Annotated in this window: 14 protein-coding genes; 4 read left to right on the top strand and 10 right to left on the bottom strand. The window is 65.7% G+C overall.

Annotated features, from left to right (window positions below):
• Window positions 1–15 precede the first annotated feature (15 nt).
• From NCR37_RS10465 to NCR37_RS10440, 6 genes are all read right to left on the bottom strand, one after another.
• Complete coding sequence (locus NCR37_RS10465) at window positions 16–378, bottom strand: DMT family transporter (RefSeq protein WP_175944835.1); 363 nt, start codon at window positions 376–378, stop codon at window positions 16–18.
• Window positions 379–398: 20 nt separating this feature from the next.
• Window positions 399–1,820: a UbiA family prenyltransferase gene (locus NCR37_RS10460; protein WP_250472933.1), complete on the bottom strand. Its 1,422-nt coding sequence runs from the start codon at window positions 1,818–1,820 to the stop codon at window positions 399–401.
• Between the two features lie 228 nt (window positions 1,821–2,048).
• Window positions 2,049–3,323: an EAL domain-containing protein gene (locus tag NCR37_RS10455; RefSeq protein ID WP_250472932.1), complete on the bottom strand. Its 1,275-nt coding sequence runs from the start codon at window positions 3,321–3,323 to the stop codon at window positions 2,049–2,051.
• Between the two features lie 220 nt (window positions 3,324–3,543).
• On the bottom strand, window positions 3,544–4,977 hold the full coding sequence (mdtD, locus tag NCR37_RS10450) for a multidrug transporter subunit MdtD (protein WP_250472931.1): 1,434 nt from the start codon (window positions 4,975–4,977) through the stop codon (window positions 3,544–3,546).
• Window positions 4,978–4,991: 14 nt separating this feature from the next.
• Window positions 4,992–5,738: a GntR family transcriptional regulator gene (locus NCR37_RS10445; protein WP_175944828.1), complete on the bottom strand. Its 747-nt coding sequence runs from the start codon at window positions 5,736–5,738 to the stop codon at window positions 4,992–4,994.
• 112 nt (window positions 5,739–5,850) lie between these two features.
• Entirely contained in the window at window positions 5,851–7,071 is a 1,221-nt protein-coding gene (locus NCR37_RS10440; RefSeq protein ID WP_250472930.1) for an MFS transporter, read from the bottom strand.
• 339 nt (window positions 7,072–7,410) lie between these two features.
• On the opposite strand from NCR37_RS10440, the gene xdhA reads away from it, so the two are divergent.
• Genes xdhA through xdhC form a run of 3 tightly spaced genes read left to right on the top strand, consistent with a single transcriptional unit; the run spans window position 7,411 to window position 11,806 of the window.
• Window positions 7,411–8,925 carry a xanthine dehydrogenase small subunit gene (gene xdhA / locus NCR37_RS10435; RefSeq protein ID WP_250472929.1) on the top strand — a complete coding sequence of 505 codons (1,515 nt, stop codon included), beginning with the start codon at window positions 7,411–7,413 and terminating at the stop codon, window positions 8,923–8,925.
• A gap of 14 nt (window positions 8,926–8,939) precedes the next feature.
• Window positions 8,940–11,303 (top strand): xanthine dehydrogenase molybdopterin binding subunit, encoded by a 2,364-nt coding sequence (gene xdhB / locus NCR37_RS10430; RefSeq protein ID WP_250472928.1) that lies wholly within the window; start codon window positions 8,940–8,942, stop codon window positions 11,301–11,303.
• A complete protein-coding gene (gene xdhC / locus NCR37_RS10425) occupies window positions 11,300–11,806 on the top strand; it encodes a xanthine dehydrogenase accessory protein XdhC (RefSeq protein ID WP_250472927.1) in 507 nt (168 codons plus the stop codon). Before xdhB ends, xdhC begins: the two co-directional genes overlap by 4 nt.
• Before the next feature lie 7 nt (window positions 11,807–11,813).
• Here xdhC and NCR37_RS10420 read toward each other — a convergent pair whose 3' ends face one another.
• The 4 genes from NCR37_RS10420 to NCR37_RS10405 all read right to left on the bottom strand — a co-directional run bounded on the left by NCR37_RS10420 (window position 11,814) and on the right by NCR37_RS10405 (window position 16,193).
• Complete coding sequence (locus tag NCR37_RS10420) at window positions 11,814–12,731, bottom strand: AraC family transcriptional regulator (RefSeq protein ID WP_250472926.1); 918 nt, start codon at window positions 12,729–12,731, stop codon at window positions 11,814–11,816.
• A 15-nt stretch (window positions 12,732–12,746) separates the two neighbouring features.
• Window positions 12,747–13,715, bottom strand: coding sequence for a LysR family transcriptional regulator (locus NCR37_RS10415; RefSeq protein WP_250472925.1), 969 nt, complete (start codon window positions 13,713–13,715; stop codon window positions 12,747–12,749).
• Between the two features lie 182 nt (window positions 13,716–13,897).
• Window positions 13,898–14,578 (bottom strand): 2-hydroxychromene-2-carboxylate isomerase, encoded by a 681-nt coding sequence (locus NCR37_RS10410; RefSeq protein WP_250472924.1) that lies wholly within the window; start codon window positions 14,576–14,578, stop codon window positions 13,898–13,900.
• Window positions 14,579–14,756: 178 nt separating this feature from the next.
• On the bottom strand, window positions 14,757–16,193 hold the full coding sequence (locus tag NCR37_RS10405) for a TAXI family TRAP transporter solute-binding subunit (RefSeq protein ID WP_250472923.1): 1,437 nt from the start codon (window positions 16,191–16,193) through the stop codon (window positions 14,757–14,759).
• Window positions 16,194–16,725: 532 nt separating this feature from the next.
• On the opposite strand from NCR37_RS10405, the gene NCR37_RS10400 reads away from it, so the two are divergent.
• Entirely contained in the window at window positions 16,726–17,100 is a 375-nt protein-coding gene (locus NCR37_RS10400) for a BON domain-containing protein (protein WP_250472922.1), read from the top strand.
• Window positions 17,101–17,176 lie beyond the last annotated feature (76 nt).

Raw genomic sequence — 17,176 nt, 5'->3', positions numbered from 1 at the left:
TTTGATATTCGCGGCTCAGGCGGTAGCCGGAGCGGGCGCGTAAAGCAGCAGAACACTTGCGATCAACAACGTGGCGCCGGCAAGCGTGCGCAGCGACATCGCTTCGCCGAGCACCACGCCGAACAGCATGATTTCGAGTATCGTCACCGCGACCATCAGCGGATAGGCGACACTCAGCTCCACGCGCCGCAGTGCGAGCGCATACAGCACGAAGCCCGCGCCATAAGCGCCGATCGCCCCGAGCCGGTAGATGAGCGCGCGCGGCTCCATGCCGAAGACGAGCGCGTGGCCGCTCGCCGGCAGCGTGCCCGCCAGGCGCAGCAAGATACTTGCGAGCGCGCTGCACGTGCCGCTCAGAAGAAGCGTGATGTATTGCATGAAGCGCAGTCAGGTTGGAGCTAGATCGCCGCGACGATGGTGGCGATGCATAGACAGATGACGAGAAGGCTCAGGCGGTTCTTGATCGCATAGACGATCGGGTCGTCGTGCATCTCGCCGCGAAACGCGAGCATCCACACGCGACTCACCCAGTACAGCAAAAGCCCGAAGAGCACCCACAGCGCGTGCGGATGCCGATACAGGAGCCGCACGTCCGACGAGTTCAGATACAGCGCCAGCACCAACACGGCGACATAGCCCGACGCGGTGCCGAACGAGCGCAATATGCCGAGATCTTGCGTGACGTAGCCGCGCCCGGCCGCCGACACCTGGCCGTCGCGCAAGAGGGCGTCGAGTTCGGTGTAACGCTTGACCATCGCAAGGCTCAGGAAGATGAGCACCGAGAACATGATGAGCCAGTCCGACAGCACGATATCGGCCGCCGCGCCGCCCGCGATCACGCGCGACGTATAAAGCGCGGCGAGCGTGAAGACATCCACCAGCATCAGGCGCTTGAGCTTGAACGAATACGCGAGCGTCACGACGAAGTAGCCGCCGAGCACCAGCTGGAAGTTCGGCGCGAGTTGCCCGGCAAGCGCGGCGGACGCGACGAGCAGCGTCAACGTGAGCGCCATGCCGTAGGTTAGCGGCAACTGGCCGGACGCGAACGGCCGGTTGCGCTTCTTCGCATGGCGACGGTCCGAGTCGAGATCGAGCATGTCGTTCAGCAGGTACACCGCGGAGGCGCAGAAGCTGAACGAGAAGAACGCGAGCGTTTCGGCGAGCAGCATGGCCGGATCGGTGAAGCGGTGCGACGCGAGAAGCGGCACGAAAATCAGCAGGTTCTTCACCCACTGGTACACGCGCATTTCCTTGAGCGTCAGCCGAACGAGCGAGCGCTTTTCTTCGAAGAAGACGATCGTCTTGTTCACCTTCTCCGCCGCCGCCGCGATGTGCCGGTTGCCGACGACGATCGCCTGCCGCGACGCTTTCCAGACGGGCACGTCGGCGCGCGCGTTGCCGCAATAATCGAAACCGTGCGCGCCGAATTCCTTGGTAAGCGCGCCGGCCTTGTGGCTGCCTTTCAGGTTGTGCGCGTGATCGCTCGCGAGCACGCCCGTGAAGATGCCGAAGTGCGTGGCGATCTGTTCTGCGAACTGTTTGTTCGACGCGGTGCAGAGATAAAGGTCGCGTCCGGATAGACGCTGTTGCCGCAGATATTCGACAAAACGCGCGTTATACGGCAACACGGACACGTCGATGGCCACGCGCTCTGCGATCTGCGCCTTCAGATACGCCTTGCCCCGCAGTAACCAGACGAAACAGTACAGGATATAAACCGGATTTTTCTTGACGAGCACGAGGAACGATTCGACCAGCAGATCGGTGGCGGTCAGCGTGCCGTCCAGATCGACGCACAGGGGAACGCTAGCTTCGGCCATGTTTTCCTCGTTGCGATCATTCGTCGTGAGATTCGGACGAGCGCCGCCGAACCGTTTGCGTAGAGAATAACGAGGGCTCTTTTTCCAGCTCTGTGCGTTAGGGCACTCGTGCAGCGTGCCCGAGACAGTACGGTATCGGTTTGCCTGACTTCGTGAATCGATCAGGATCGCTTGCTCTCGGGGAAGAAGGGGCGCTGTTAAGTAAGCGCCGCACGGGAGAAGGACTTGTCAGCGGCGCTTGGGCACGCCTTCCCAGTTGATGTCGACGCACAGCACCTGCAGCCCGTAAGGCGTTTGCGCCGCGATGGACGCCGTCACGCACAGATGCGCCTCGTTGATCGACAAGTAGGGCGCCGTCAGATGCACGCGCCCCGGCGCGCGCAGCGCCTCGATGAAATAGGGCCGGCGTTCCCAGCTTGCGCCTTCCGAATGCAGCAGCGGGCTGAAGCGCTTGGCGCGCTGCGACGTGCGCACGACAGGCACGACGTTGTCGCCGATCTGCCGGCCCGCGTGGTCGAGCAGGAAACAGCGCGCGGTGTCGGCGAGTTGCAGCAATTCGCTCGTGGCGGCGGCGAGCGCCTCGCCTTCCATCAGCTTGACGGCGGCGCGTTCCAGTCCGCTCACGTACGGTTCGAGCCGCGCGGCCTGCGCGCGCTCGCGGGCCGCGACCCGTTCGCGCGATGCCGCCGAGAGCGCGTCCATCGTTCTCGCCGCGACTTCGCTGTGCACGGCTTCGACGCTCGGCTGCGCGAAATACGCGCCCTGCACGAAATCGACGTTGCATTCGAGCGCGATGAGCGCGTCGCGTTCGGTCGCGAGGCCGCCCATCAGCACGAGCTGGCCGGATTCGTGCAGCAGCGACACGAGCCGCGGCAACACGCGCTCGATATGCGAATGCTCGCTCGCCTGCTGAAGAATGCAGCGGTCGAGCGAGACGATATCCGGCCGCAACTGCCACACGCGGTCGATGTTCGAGTGCTTCACGCCGAAGCCGTCGAGCGCGATGAGAAAACCCGACTTGCGCAGCGAATCGACGATTTCGCTGAAGCGCGTCGTCTCCCCGCCCGCCTGCTCGGGCACTTCGAGCACCACGCGCTGCGGCGGCAGGCCGATGTCCTTCAGCGCGGCGAGCAGCGCGTCGCCGTAGCTCGTGTCCATCAGCGCGGCCGGGTGCAGGCTCAGGAAAAGCCATTCGTCGTGGCTGTCGAAGGCGTTGAAGTTGCCGAGATGCAGCGATTCGGCGAGCCGGCCGAGTTCCAGCAAGTCGCCGCGCCGGGCCGCCTGCGTGAACACCTCGTGCGACGGCACATGCCGATGGGTCTCGTCGCGCGCCCGCAGCGACGCGTGATAGCCAATCGCCCGCCGATGCGACACCGAAAACACCGGCTGAAACACGCTGAAGACGGTGTATTCGCCATACAGCACGGTGCGACGCGAGCCGTCGTCGCCGGCAACGGGGCGCGGCGGCTGAAAGCGGGGAGGGTCGAGATCAACCATGCTCATGGTCTGACGGGCGTCGATCGGCTTTATGAGATAGCGGCAGTTTACAAGATCGCATCCGATCCTTCGAGCAAGAAGCATGCGAATCAAGCATCGGCGCGGTTTTGCGGAGTGGCGCGCGCGTATTCGTCCGCGTATTGCGAGTCGAGGCGACATAGGCCGTCGCGTCGCGGTGCCGCGCGCACCGTCGCGGTGCGGCGCACGTCCGGATGGTGAATGCCGCTCAGTTCGCTTCCGATGGGTCCGGCTTCTTGCGCGCGCCGCGCACTTCCGGCGCGAGTTGTCCGAAAATCCACGCGGTCGCCGCCGTGATGACGCCCACGCAGAGGAACGTCGCGTGGAACGCAGGCAGCGAATTCGTCTCGGTGACGCGCGGCAGGAGGCCGGTGAAGGTCGAGAGAATGGCGCCCGCGACGGTCACGCCGAGACTCATCGACAGCATCTGCACGAGCGAAAACAAGCTGTTGCCGCTGCTCGCGCCGCCGGTGCCGAGGTCCTTCAGCGTGAGCGTGTTCATCGCGGTGAACTGCATCGAGTTGACGGCGCCGAACGCGGCCAGTTGCACGAGCCGCAGCCAGAGCGGCTGATGCGCGCTCGTGAGCGCGAAGCTCGCCATCATCAGGCCGACGAGCACGGTGTTCGTCACGAGCACGCGCCGATACCCGACGCGTTCGATCAGCCGCGTGACGAGCCGCTTGCTCGCCATGCCGGCGGCGGCGACGGGCAGCATCATCATGCCGGCCTGAAACGCCGTATAGCCGAGGCTCACTTGCAGCAGGAGCGGAATGAGATACGGCATCGCGCCGCTGCCGATCCGCGCGAACAGGTTGCCGAGCAGGCCGACGCTGAACGTGTGAATCTTGAAGAGATCGAGCGAGAAGATCGGCTGCGCGGCGCGCGTGGCGTGCAGCCCATAAGCCACGAAGCAGCCGACGCTCAGAATCAGCAACACGAGCACGATGGCGTGCTGAAGCCCGAGATCGGCGAGACCGTCGAGCGAAATGGTGAGCGCCACCATGCCGACCGCGAGCAGCAGATAGCCCGCAAGGTCGAAGCGCGCGGTCGCGGGATTGCGGCTGTCGGGCATGTACAGATTCGTCGCGATGCAGCCGATCACGCCGACTGGCACGTTGATCAGAAAAATCCAGTGCCACGACGCGATCTGCACGAGCCAGCCGCCGAGCGTCGGTCCGATGAGCGGCCCGATCAGCCCCGGAATCGCGACGAACGCGAGCGCCGAAAGGTAGCGCTCCGCCGGAAAGACGCGCAGCACGGCGAGCCGGCCGACCGGCAGCAGCATCGCGCCGCCCACGCCCTGCACCACGCGAAACGCGACGAGCCCGGTGAGCGACTGAGCCTTCGCGCACAACAGCGAGCCGATGGTGAAGATGAGGATGGCACTGAAAAACACGCGCCGCGTGCCGAGCTTGTCCGCGAGCCAGCCGGAGACCGGGATCATCATCGCCATGGTCAGCGAGTACGCGATCACGACGCCCTGCATGCGCAGCGGCGCTTCGCCGAGGCTTCGCGCCATGGCGGGCAGCGCGGTGTTCACGATGGTCGAGTCGAGCGTCTGCATGAAGAAGCCCGTCGCGACGAGCCACAGCATGATGGAGAGCGATCGGTCGGACGGCTGGACTGTGGCGGTGTCGGTCATGGCGGGCGACGTCGTTATTTGCGCAGTTCTGCGACGAAGTCGTAGTAGTCGTTGCGGCAGTAGGTATCGGTCAGCTCGATCGCGCGCTGGTCCGCCGTGTAGCCGACGCGCGTGATAAGCAGAAGCGCGTCGTGCGGCGCAATGCCCATCTGCTCAGCAATCTCCGGACTTGCGTTCACGGCGCGAAAGTGCTGCAACGCGCGCACGATGGACAGGCCGCGCGTGTCGAGATAGCTGTACAGCGAATCGCCGATGGCGAGCGGATCGGGAATCAGCGCGGCGGGGAACGTGGAGTTTTCGACGGCCATCACGGTGTCGTCGGCAAGACGCAGGCGCTTCAAACGCGCGACGGTGGCCGCGGGCGAGAGGCCGAGCTGGATCACTTCTTCGCGATTGGCGGGCTCGATGGTGCGCGAAAGCCACTTCGAACTCGGCTGGAAACCGCGCCGGCGCAACATCTCCGAAAAACTGGACAGACGCGAAAGCGGGTCTTCATAGCGCGGCCGGATAAAGCTGCCCGCGCCTTGTTCGCGTCGAATGAGCCCTTGTTCGACCAGCAGCGCGATGGCCTTTCTCGACGTGATCCGCGAAACGCCCAGCGCTTCCGAAAGCACGCGCTCCGACGGCAGCGCTTCGCCCGCGTTCCAGCGGTTGTCGTGAATGGCGTTGGCGAGCTTGCGGGCGAGTTGAAGATAGAGCGGAGTGTCGCTGTCCGGGTCCGGGCGCAAGTCGCGCCAGCGGTCTTCCGTGGTCGAGTTCATAAATCGGACGCTGTGGGGCCAAGCGGCGATTTTAAGACAAAGAGCGGGCAAAATTTCCGGCGTTTGCCTGCTCTTTCGGGGAAGAGGGTCGAGCGATCCGCGAATCGTCCGTTCACGCGGTCGCCGGGCCGCCCACGCCGCGCCCGGCGCGCATGTAGAGCGCCACCGACAACGCCACCGCCGATGCCGCCGCCAGCGCCGCGAACAGGAACACCGAGCCGTAGCCGAACTCGCCCGCGACATAGCCGGCGAGCGGCCCGGTCAGGCCGAGCGACAAATCGAGGAACACCGAGTAGGCCGAGAGCGCCGCGCCGCGGCTCGCGGGCGGCACGAGGCCGACCGCTTCCACGCCGAGCGCCGGAAACACGAGCGCGAAGCCGCATCCGGTCAACGCCGCGCCGGCCAGCGCAAAAGTGGGTTCGGCGGAGAGCCACAGCATCAGCAGGCCCGCGCATTCCAGCGCGAACGAGACGATGGCCACGCGAAAGCCGCCGTAGACCTTGATCGTATTGGCGAACAGAAGGCGCGCGCCGACGAACGTCGTGCCGAACACCGTGAGCGAAAGTGCCGCGTTCGGCCAGTGGTGCGCGGCATAGAAGAGCGTGATGAACGTGGCGATCGACCCGAATCCCGCCGACCCGAGCGCGAGTCCGAGCCCATGCGGCAACACGCGGAAGAACACGCTGCGATACGACATGCGCTCGCCGTGAACGACAGGCACGCTCGCCATGCGCGTCGCGAGCCAGTAGCCGATGCCGCCGAGCGCGATCACGATGAAGCCGAGCGACGCGAAGCCGAGCGCATGGTCGATAGCGACGCCGAGCGGCGCGCCGATCGCAAGCGCGCCGTACGTCGCGATGCCGTTCCACGAGATCACCTTCGCGTTGTGCGCGACGCCCACGCGCCCGATGCCCCACGTGATCGATCCGGTGCCGACCCAGCTCTCGCCGAAGCCGAGCACGAGCCGCGCGATCACCAGCAGCACGAGGCTCACCGTGTGCCATTGCGCCGCGAGCGCGGAGCACAGCAGCAGCACGCCGCTCGCCGCGCAGGCGGCCAGCCCGTAGAGCACCGTTTTCTTCGGCCCGAGCGTGTCGGCGGTGCGGCCCGCGAGCGGCCGCGACAGCAGCGTGGCGAAATACTGGACGCTGATCGCCGCGCCCGCCATCACCGAGCCGTAGCCCAAGTCCGTATGCACGAAGCCCGGCAGGACCGCGAGCGGGATGCCGATCGTCAAATAGCAGAGAAACGTGTACAGCACGACCGACACGATCCGGAGAGTGACGGCGAAATCGCCTTGCGGCGCGGCGGCGGTGCGGGGCTGGGTGGACATAGGGAAAGTGCGGACTTGAATTCGGCGCGAAGGCGTGATTGTCCCATATGTTGCGGCGCAGCGTCGCAGCCGTTTTGTAACCGGATGGACCAAATTCGCCGGAAGCACGGTCGTGCCGGATCGCCGAAAGCCTTGTCGGGCAAGGCGCTGGCGACTTATCGCGGGGCGAATATGTCGCACATGCAATGTCCGCTATGGGTTCTGCATTTTGGCGGTGATAGCTTTCGAACCGTCGAGGCGGTCGGACTATTCCGAAAATACCCGGCCCGAACCTCCCGCCACCGGCTGCGCACCCCGCGCAACCAGCAAGAAGCCATGAAGCCCCGCGAGACATTCGTCATGACCCAGCCGATCCGCTTTTATCACCGCAACGCGGTCCGCGAAGTGAGCGGCGCGTCGCCCACGCGCACCGTTCTTCAATATCTGCGCGAAGACGCGCGCTGCACCGGCACGAAAGAAGGCTGCGCCGAAGGCGATTGCGGCGCGTGCACGGTCGTCGTCGGCGAGCCGGACGGCGCGGGCGGCGTCGCGTTCAAGGCGGTCAACGCGTGCGTGCAGTTCCTGCCGACGCTCGACGGCCGCGCGCTCTTCACCGTCGAAGACCTGCGCCAGCCCGACGGCTCGCTGCATCCGGTGCAGCAGGCGCTCGTCGATTGCCACGGATCGCAGTGCGGCTTCTGCACGCCGGGATTCGCCATGTCGATGTTCGCGCTCTACGAAAAGCACGGTCACGCGACCACGGGCTGCGCGCACCGCACGACGCCTTCGCGCGAGGAAATCAGCAACGCGCTGACCGGCAACCTGTGCCGCTGCACGGGCTACCGGCCGATCATCGACGCGGCCGAGCGCATGTTCGATCACGCGCCGCTCGCGCCGGTCGATGTGCAGTCGCTCGCGCGCACGCTCGACACCATCGCCCGCGACGACACCTTCCACTACGAGCACGCCGGCCGCCAGTTCGACGCGCCGCGCACGGTCGAGGCGCTCGCGAAGATCAAGGCCGAGAAGCCGGAAGCGCGCATTCTCGCGGGTAGCACGGACGTCGGCCTGTGGGTGACGAAGCAATTGCGCGATATCGGCGACATCGTCTATGTCGGGCAGATCGATGCGTTCAAGCGCGTCGAGACGACGGACGAGTGGATCGAGATCGGCGCGGGCGTGAGCGTCGAGCGCGCATATGCGGAACTCGTGAAAACCTATCCTGAACTGGAAGAGATGTGGCTGCGGTTCGCGTCGCTGCCGATCCGCAATGCGGGCACGCTCGGCGGCAACGTGGCGAACGGCTCGCCCATCGGCGATTCGATGCCCGGACTCATCGCGCTGAACGCGCGCGTGGTGCTGGCGAGCATCGACGGCACGCGGGAAATGCCGCTCGAAGACCTGTACCTCGCGTATCAGAAGAAGGACATGGCCGAGCATGAATTCGTCGCGGCGGTGCGCGTGCCGACGCGTAGGGCCGAGCGCGCGAATCTGCGCTTTCGCACCTACAAACTGTCCAAACGCTTCGACTCCGACATCTCCGCTGTGTGCGCCGCGTTCGCTTATATCGCGGATGGCGACGTGATCCGCGAGCCGCGCATCGCGTTCGGCGGCATGGCCGCGACGCCCAAGCGCGCCGCGCGCGCCGAAGCGGCGCTCGCCGACGCGCAGTGGCACGAAGCGACGGCGCAGGCCGCGATGCGCGCGCTCGGCGAGGACTACGCGCCGCTCACCGACATGCGCGCGAGCAGCGCCTATCGGCTGGAGACGGCCAAGAGCCTGCTGTACCGCTTCTGGCTGGAGACGCGCCCGCACAATCCGCTGGCGAAATCGAAGCTGGATGTGCGCGCGATCGAACTCGTCGAAGCGAAATAAGGACACACACGAACATGAATCAGCAAGCCGAAGCCTTTCTCGCCGACGCCCAGTCCCTCGTCAACGACGCGGACGCGTTCAAGCAAGTCCATGTGTCTCGACCGCATGAATCGGCGCATCTTCACGTAAGCGGCCGCGCGAGCTATACCGACGACATTCCGCCCGTCGCGGGCACGCTGCACGCCGCGCTCGGCCTGAGCCCGAAGGCGCACGCGAAGATCGTGTCGATGAACTTCGACGCCGTGCGCGCGACGCCGGGCGTGGTCGCCGTCTTCACCGCCGAGGACATTCCCGGTGTGAACGACTGCGGCCCGATCATCCACGACGATCCGATTCTCGCGCCGGGCGTCGTGCAGTACGTCGGCCAGCCGATGTTCATCGTGGTCGCGACGTCGCACGACACGGCGCGGCTCGCGGCGCGCCGCGCGTCGATCGAATTCGAAGACCTGCCCGCCGTGCTCACGGCAGATGACGCGCGGCGCGCCGAATCGTACGTGCTCAATCCGCTGAAGCTCGCTCGCGGCGATGCGGAAAGCGCGATGTCGAAGGCCGCGCATCACGAACGCGGCGCGATGAAGCTCGGCGGCCAGGAGCAGTTCTATCTCGAAGGCCAGATTGCGTACGCCGTGCCGAAGGACGACGACGGCATGCACGTCTACTGCTCGACGCAGCATCCGACGGAAATGCAGCATCTCGTCGCGCATGTGCTCGGCGTGCATTCGCATAACGTGCTCGTCGAATGCCGGCGCATGGGCGGCGGATTCGGCGGCAAGGAATCGCAGTCGGGCATTTTCGCGTGCTGCGCGTCGCTCGCCGCGTGGAAGCTCTTGTGTCCGGTGAAGCTGCGCCCGGACCGCGACGACGACATGATGATCACCGGCAAGCGTCACGACTTCGTGTACGACTTCGAAGTGGGCTATGACGACGAAGGCGTGATCGATGGCGTCGCCGTCGACATGACCTCGCGCTGCGGCTTTTCCGCCGATCTGTCCGGCCCGGTGATGACGCGCGCCGTCTGCCACTTCGACAACGCGTACTGGCTGCCGAATGTCGCCATCGAAGGCTATTGCGGCAAGACCAACACGCAGTCGAACACCGCGTTTCGCGGCTTCGGCGGGCCGCAGGGCGCATTCGCGATCGAGTACATCATGGATAACATCGCGCGCTCGGTGGGCCGCGATTCGCTCGATGTCCGCATCGCGAATCTGTACGGCAAGACGGAGAACAACCGCACGCCGTACGGACAGACGGTCGAGGACAACGTGCTGCACGAACTCATCGGCGAACTGGCCGCGACGAGCGACTATCGCCGCCGCCGCGAAGCCGTGCGCGAGTTCAACGCGAACAACGAGATTCTGAAGAAGGGACTTGCGCTCACGCCCGTGAAGTTCGGCATCGCGTTCAATGTCACGCATTTCAATCAGGCGGGCGCGCTCGTCCATATCTATACCGATGGCTCGATTCTCGTGAACCACGGCGGCACTGAAATGGGCCAGGGACTCAACACGAAGGTCGCGCAAGTCGTGGCGCACGAGCTGGGCATCGACTTCGGCCGCGTGCGCGTGACGGCGACGGACACGAGCAAGGTGGCGAATACGTCGGCGACGGCGGCATCGACTGGAACGGATTTGAACGGCAAGGCCGCGCAGGACGCCGCGCGTCAATTGCGCGAGCGGCTCTCGACGTTCGCGGCGGAGAAGTTCGGCGGCGGCGCGTTGACGGCCGCGAGCGTGCGCTTCGCAAACGACTGCGTGATTGTCGGCGAGGATGCGATTCCGTTCGGCGAAGTGGTCGCGAAGGCGTATCTCGCCCGCGTGCAACTGTGGTCCGACGGCTTCTACGCGACGCCCAAGCTGTACTGGGATCAGGCGACCATGCAGGGCCGCCCGTTCTTCTATTACTCCTACGGCGCGGCGGTGTCCGAAGTGGTGATCGACACGCTCACCGGCGAAATGCGCGTGCTGCGCGCGGATGCGCTGCATGACGTGGGCGCGTCGCTGAATCCGGCGCTCGACATCGGGCAAGTGGAAGGCGCGTTCGTGCAGGGCATGGGCTGGCTTACGACGGAAGAACTCTGGTGGAACAAGGACGGCAAGCTGATGACGCACGCGCCGTCCACGTACAAGATCCCGACGGTCAACGACATGCCCGCCGATTTTCGTGTGTCGCTCTTCAAGAATCGCAACGCGGAAGACAGCATTCATCGCTCTAAGGCCGTGGGCGAGCCGCCGCTTCTGCTGCCGTTTTCGGTGTTTTTCGCGATCCGCGATGCGGTTTCCGCTGTCGGCGACCACAAGGTGAATCCGCCGCTGAACGCGCCCGCGACGTCCGAGGAGATTCTGCGGGCGGTCAACGCCGTGAGGAGCGCGCGATCATGATGCACGTCGTCGTGTTCGGCGCGGGCCACGTCGGCCACGCGCTCGTGAAGGTGCTGGGCACGCTGCCGTGCGTCGTCCAATGGGTCGATGCGCGCGACGAGCTTTTCCCCGACGAAGTGCCCGCGAACGTACAAATCGAAGCGACGGATGTGCCGGATGCGATCGTCGATGAAGCGCCCGCCGGGGCGTATTTCATCGTGATGACGCACGATCATTCGCTCGACTTCGCGCTCACGCAGCGCATCATGCGGCGCGACGACTTCGCCTATTTCGGGCTGATCGGCTCGAAAACGAAGCGTGTGAAGTTCGAGCGTCGATTGATGGAGCGCGGGTTGGCCGCTGAGCGGCTCGTCGAGATGAAGTGCCCGATTGGCGTCGAAGGGATCGTGGATAAAGCGCCGGCGTCCATTGCGCTGGCAGTCGCGGCGCAGGTGTTGCGGGTGCGGGAAGGGCGGGCGCGGTCGGATGCTTCGATGCCGCGCGCGCGGCGCGCAATAGCCTAAGCGCGCCTCACGCCCCGAACCCCCGCTCCGCCCGAAACTTCCCCGGCGCGACGCCATACACTTCCTTGAACCGCTTGCTGAACGCCGCTTCCGACTGATAGCCGACGTTCGCCGCGACATCCGCGATGCTCTTCTTGGTGTGCGTGAGCATGGTGCTCGCGAGCTGCATGCGCACATGGCCCAACAGCGCGAGCGGCGAGCTTTCCGAATGCGCCGAGAACGCGCGCATGAACGTGGCGCGCGACATCGCCGCTTCCTTTGCGAGCATTTCGAGCGTCCACGGATCGGCGGGGCGTTCGAGCATCGCGATGACGGATGCCCCCAGCCGCCGGTTCGCCAACAGCCCGAGCACGCCCGCAAGCGAAGGCTGCTCGGCGAGCCACGCGCGCAGGACCATCGTGAACAGCGCGGTGGAAAGCGCCGCGACAATCGACGGCGCGCCGAGCTGCGCCTCCTCCGCTTCGCGGCGCATCGCCGCGACGAGCGGGCCGAGATACGGCGCCGACGCGCGGGTGAACGACACGTGCACGGCGTCCGGCAACACGTCGATCAAGAGCGCGCGCGGCGCATAGGTGAAGCGGCCGCACAGCAGATCCACCGCTGGCTGCGCTTCGCCGCAATTGCTGCGCACCGTGACCGCGCCGTTGTCTCGCGCTTGCATGTCGCCGGCATGTGTGTCGCCATCCGCGACGTGAAGCACGTGCGCGTCGCCGCGCGGCAGAAAGAGAATATCGCCCGCTTTCAGTTCGATCGGCGCATGGCGCTGACGCGACACCGTGCACGCGCCGTCCAGCACGACGTGATACGCCGCCTCGCCGGCCGGCGCGGGCGCGTGATCCACTTCCAGCGGGCCGCGCAAAAGACAACGCAAATCGAGCGCGCCGGAAAGCTGCGCGAGTTGAATCAAGCGGTCGAGAGCGTCCATGTCGTCGTGAAGGCGTTATTTCGTGACGGCCGCGGCGAAGTCTTGCACCGGCGCGGTCTTTCGGCCGACGAGCGAGTCCGACACGCGCGACATCAGCGCGCACAGCCACGCCACATCGGTCGATTGATCGGCCTGCGGCTGCGACAGCCGATAGCACTTGATGCGCGGGAACGGCACCGGCGAATCCAGCACCGCGAGCGGCAGCATAGCGGCATAGTGTTGCGCGAAGCGGCGCGGCGCGGTGAAGATCAGGTCCGATTGCAACAACACCTGCGGCACGAGACCAAAATACGGAATCGTCGTGACAATTCTCCGGCGGATGCCCGCCCGCGCGAGCCCTATGTCGATCGGATGACGCTTGGCGCCGCTGTACGGCGTGGGCGCGAGATGCGCGGCGAGCGCATAGCGTTCCACCGTCAGCGGCTCGCGCGCGAGCGGGTGGTTCGCGCGCATCAGGCAGACGAACACGTCGGAGAAGAGGTCCTGTCGCTCGAAGCGCGGCTCGGGCTTCGTCCAGTTGGCGACCATCAGGTCGATCTCGCCTTCGTCGAGCGCACGCTCGTGATCGCGCATTGGGTTGAGCGATTCGATTTCGAGGCGCGCATTGGGCGCGGCGTCGCGAAACGCGGACACGAGCGTCGGCATGAAGAAATCGTTCAGATAATCCGGCGCGGCGAGCCGGAAGGTGCGGCGAGAGTGGGCGGGATCGAAATCGCCGTGCGGCGTCGCGACGAATTCCACCTCGCGCAGCGCGCGCTGCGCGGGCGCGAGCAGCGTCTCGCCGTATTCGGTCGGCACCATGCCCTGCTTGCCGCGCACGAGAATCGGATCGTTCAAGATTTCGCGCAGGCGGCGCAGCGCCGTGCTGATGGCCGGCTGCGTCTGGTTCAGGCGCTGCGCGGTCTGCGTGACGCTGCGTTCCAGAAGCAGCGTGCGCAGGACGCGGATCAGCCAGATATCGAGGGAATCGGCGGGTTCGTTCATGGGCTTTGCGTGGGACCGGAGGCCGAAGCGCCGTGTCGGGTGCGGCAACGGTTCGAAACAGACGGCGCGGCGCACGGCCGCAACCGAAGTTAAACCTGTTCCGATTTTTGACGCCATAGCGCATGCCCTATGCGCGGCATAGGCGCGGCATAGGCGAGGGTCGCGAACGCGTCTGCCGTGAATCAACCGCCGACTTCCGCCGTGTCGCCCGGATCGGCTTCCGGGCGGGCCATCGGCAACGTGCTGATGCGCTTGACCTCGGCCGCCTCCAGCCAGTTCGGCGAGCGGGCGACGTAGAGGACCATCGGCAGCGTGTCCTCGCCCCAGAAAATCTGATCGTTGACCAGGAAGGTCGGCACGCCGAACACGCCCATCGCGACGGCGCGGTCATTGTTGTCGCGCAGCTTCGCCTTCACGTCTTCGTCGTCGATGCGCGATTCCGCCTCCGGCATGCCCACGTATTCACAGAGCGCGCGAAAGCCGTCCGGCGAAGAAGGATCGCGCCCTTCGCGCCAGATGAAGCGAAAGATGTCGCGCACGCGCGTCATGTCGCCGTTTGCGAGCACGGCGAGCCGCAACGCCTTCACCGGGTCGAACGGATGCGCGGGCGGCATGCGAAACGGAATGCCGAGCTGTTCGGCCCGAAAGAGCGCGTGGCGATACGTGAACACGCGCTTGGACGGAATGGTGGCTGCGTGCGGCTGCTTCCAGCGGTCGAGCAGCTTAAGCAATTGCACGGGCACGAATTCAAACGGCATGTCGGGCCACTTGTCGTGCTGCTCGAGAAGCAGATACGAGAACGGCGAGATGAAGTCGAAAAAAAAGTACGGGCGACCGTCGGCGGTCGAATGCGGGGCACTCATGTCGTTTCTCCTTGCTTTTGGCGCGCTCGCGCTGGCCTCGTCGTTCGCTCAGTTCGTGTTCGGTTGCTGCGGCGCTCGCGCGCCCCGGCTTCCCCGGCTGGCGTCGTGTCCTGCATCCGGTGCGGCGAACGCGCGCCGCGAATCTCCCGACCGCTTATCGCGATCGAATCATTCGATATTACGTGCTGCGCTGCTCCGTGTCTTCACGCGACGCGACCTGCCGGCGGGAAGGCGGCTGCGCGTTCGCGCCGGCCTCGGCTGCGAGCCGCTCGCGCACGAAACCGATGTGCTCGCGCAACACGTAGAACTGGTCCGCGAACGCGAGCGGCATCTTCATCCGGTTGACCGCCGATTCGATCGCGTCGATGCGGTCGAGGAGGGCGTCGCGCTGCGCGGTGTCGGGGCCGCTGATCGCCTCCCGTTCGATTGCAATCAACGCGCCATACCAGCGATAGATGCGCGACTTCACGCGCCAGCGATACAGCCCCGGCACGAGCCGCAGCGCCGGAATGAGCACGACGACGAGCGGCACGAGCACGACGAGCACGCGATCGGCGAGGCTCGCGATCCAGAACGGGAACACGCGGTACAGAAAACTTTTGCCCGACTTGTAATAACGCTCGGCGTCGTCGCTGATGCGGAATTCGTGGGCGAGCGGCGCGGGAAATTCGTTCGCGCGCTGCATCAGGTTCGCGCGGCTGTGGACTTCGCGCGCTGCCTCGATGAGCAGGTCCGAAAGCGCGGGATGCAGGCTGTCGCGGGCGACAAGCTCCGCGGTCGGCGCGATCATGTGGACCGGGCGCGGCGGCAGATTGTTGGCGAAATCGAACGCGCCCATCGGCAGTTCTATCTCGGTGAGGTAAGGGAAGCGGCGCGCGTAGGCGTCGGCCTGCGCGAAATCCATGAAGCGCACGCCCGGCGTGCGCAGCAGCTTCGCCATGGTCGGCGGCTGGGCGGAATCGCCCGTCAAGAGCGCGGCGTCGATCTGGCCGCCTTCAAGCGCCCTGGCCGCGGCGTCGCCCGACAATGGCAGCAACTGCGTGTCGCCGCCGGGCTCGATGCCGTTCGCCTTCAGGAGCGTCAGCGCAAGCGCGCGCGTGCCGCTGCCCTCCGCGCCGATGCCGAGCCGCTTGCCCTTGAACTCCGACAGCCGCGAGACCGCCGGCCCGCGATAGAACACGGCGAGCGGCACATAGGCGACGCTGCCGAGCGATTCGAGGTCGTCGTGCACCGCGCCCGGCGGCATCATGCCGCCCTGCACGAAACCGACATCGACGCCGGAATCCGGCTTCTCCAGCCGCGTGAGATTGTCGAGCGAGCCTTGCGTCTCCAGCACGTTGAGCGTCACGCGGTTGCGCGCGAGGATCGCCCTGTACTTTTGCGCGCTGTTCCAGAACGAACTGCCCTTCGGCCCGGCCGCGATGGTGAGCGTGTTCGGCGGCGCGGGCTGAATGAGCCGCACAGCCAGGTAGAGCGCGGCGATCGCCACGACGAGAATCGGGCCGAAGGTAAGCGCGAGGTCGCGCCACGACACCGCGACGAAACGCGCGACGATTTTCGGTTGCGGCCTGCGTCGCGGGCGTTCCTTTTGGGGATTGCCGTTTGGTTGAGTCATCTCGGTGCCAACTGTCAATTCGTGCCCGAGAGCTTACCCGAACGCGCGACGCGAAAGCCCTCGCTACCCGGTTGTCGTCGCGGCGGCGGCAGGCGTGTGACAACCGTGTGTCGCGTGCGGGCGCCTCGCGTTGTTAAATGCTTTGCGCTAATGGCCGCGCTGGGCTAAATTGACGTTCGCCGCCGCACGGCAAGGACTTCCGTCCGAAAACCCGTTATTTGGGTCAGACGGGCACGCGCCGCAGCTTCGGGCGCCTGTTGCGCCGTGCGTCAGGACAACACATAGACGAGCCGACGGGTCATTCGCCCGAATAACGGCCGAGTTCGTTTCTTCGCCAGCCTCTCGCAGCATTGCATGAGAGCATCCGCGGCACGTCGCCGCCGGTTCGCCGGTCCATCTGGACCGCCGGCCGCGCGGCCACGGGCATGCGCGGTGCCGTACGCCTTAGGCCGGTCCACGCTGTCCGGCTTGAAGTGCAAACGAGCGAAGCAGCAACTGTGCGAAGTTAACAAGCGAAACAAAAGGAGAAACCATGAAAGTTGTCGATATGTTGAAGGCGCTGGGCGTCGTGGTGTGCGTGGCGGTCGCGTCGAGCGCCTATGCCCAATCCAGCGATGCGGCGGCGACCACCGGCACCGAATCCGCCGCGCCGACCAAGGCGCAGAAGTCCGCGACCAAGAAGACGGATCGCAAGCTCGGCTACGACGTGCGCCGCGCGCTCTCGAAGGCGCAAGGCTTCGATGTGTCGAACGTGTTCGTCCGCGCACGCGGCGGCGCGGTCACGCTGACCGGCACCGTGCCGGAAGGCGCGCAGATCGCTCAGGCCGAAGAAGTCGCGAAGGGCGTGACGGGCGTGCAGTCGGTCTCGAACAAGCTCACGCTGAGCCCGCAAAACGGCGGCAAATAAGCGGCGAGCCTCAGCCGGTTTAGGCGAGGCGCGCGAACGGGCTCCGGCTTAGGCCGGAGCCCGTTTTTGTTTGCGG

It is taken from the genome of Caballeronia sp. GAFFF1 (assembly GCF_023630705.1).
Taxonomy (GTDB): Bacteria; Pseudomonadota; Gammaproteobacteria; order Burkholderiales; family Burkholderiaceae; genus Caballeronia.
This window is presented reverse-complemented; position numbering and strand designations above follow the sequence as displayed.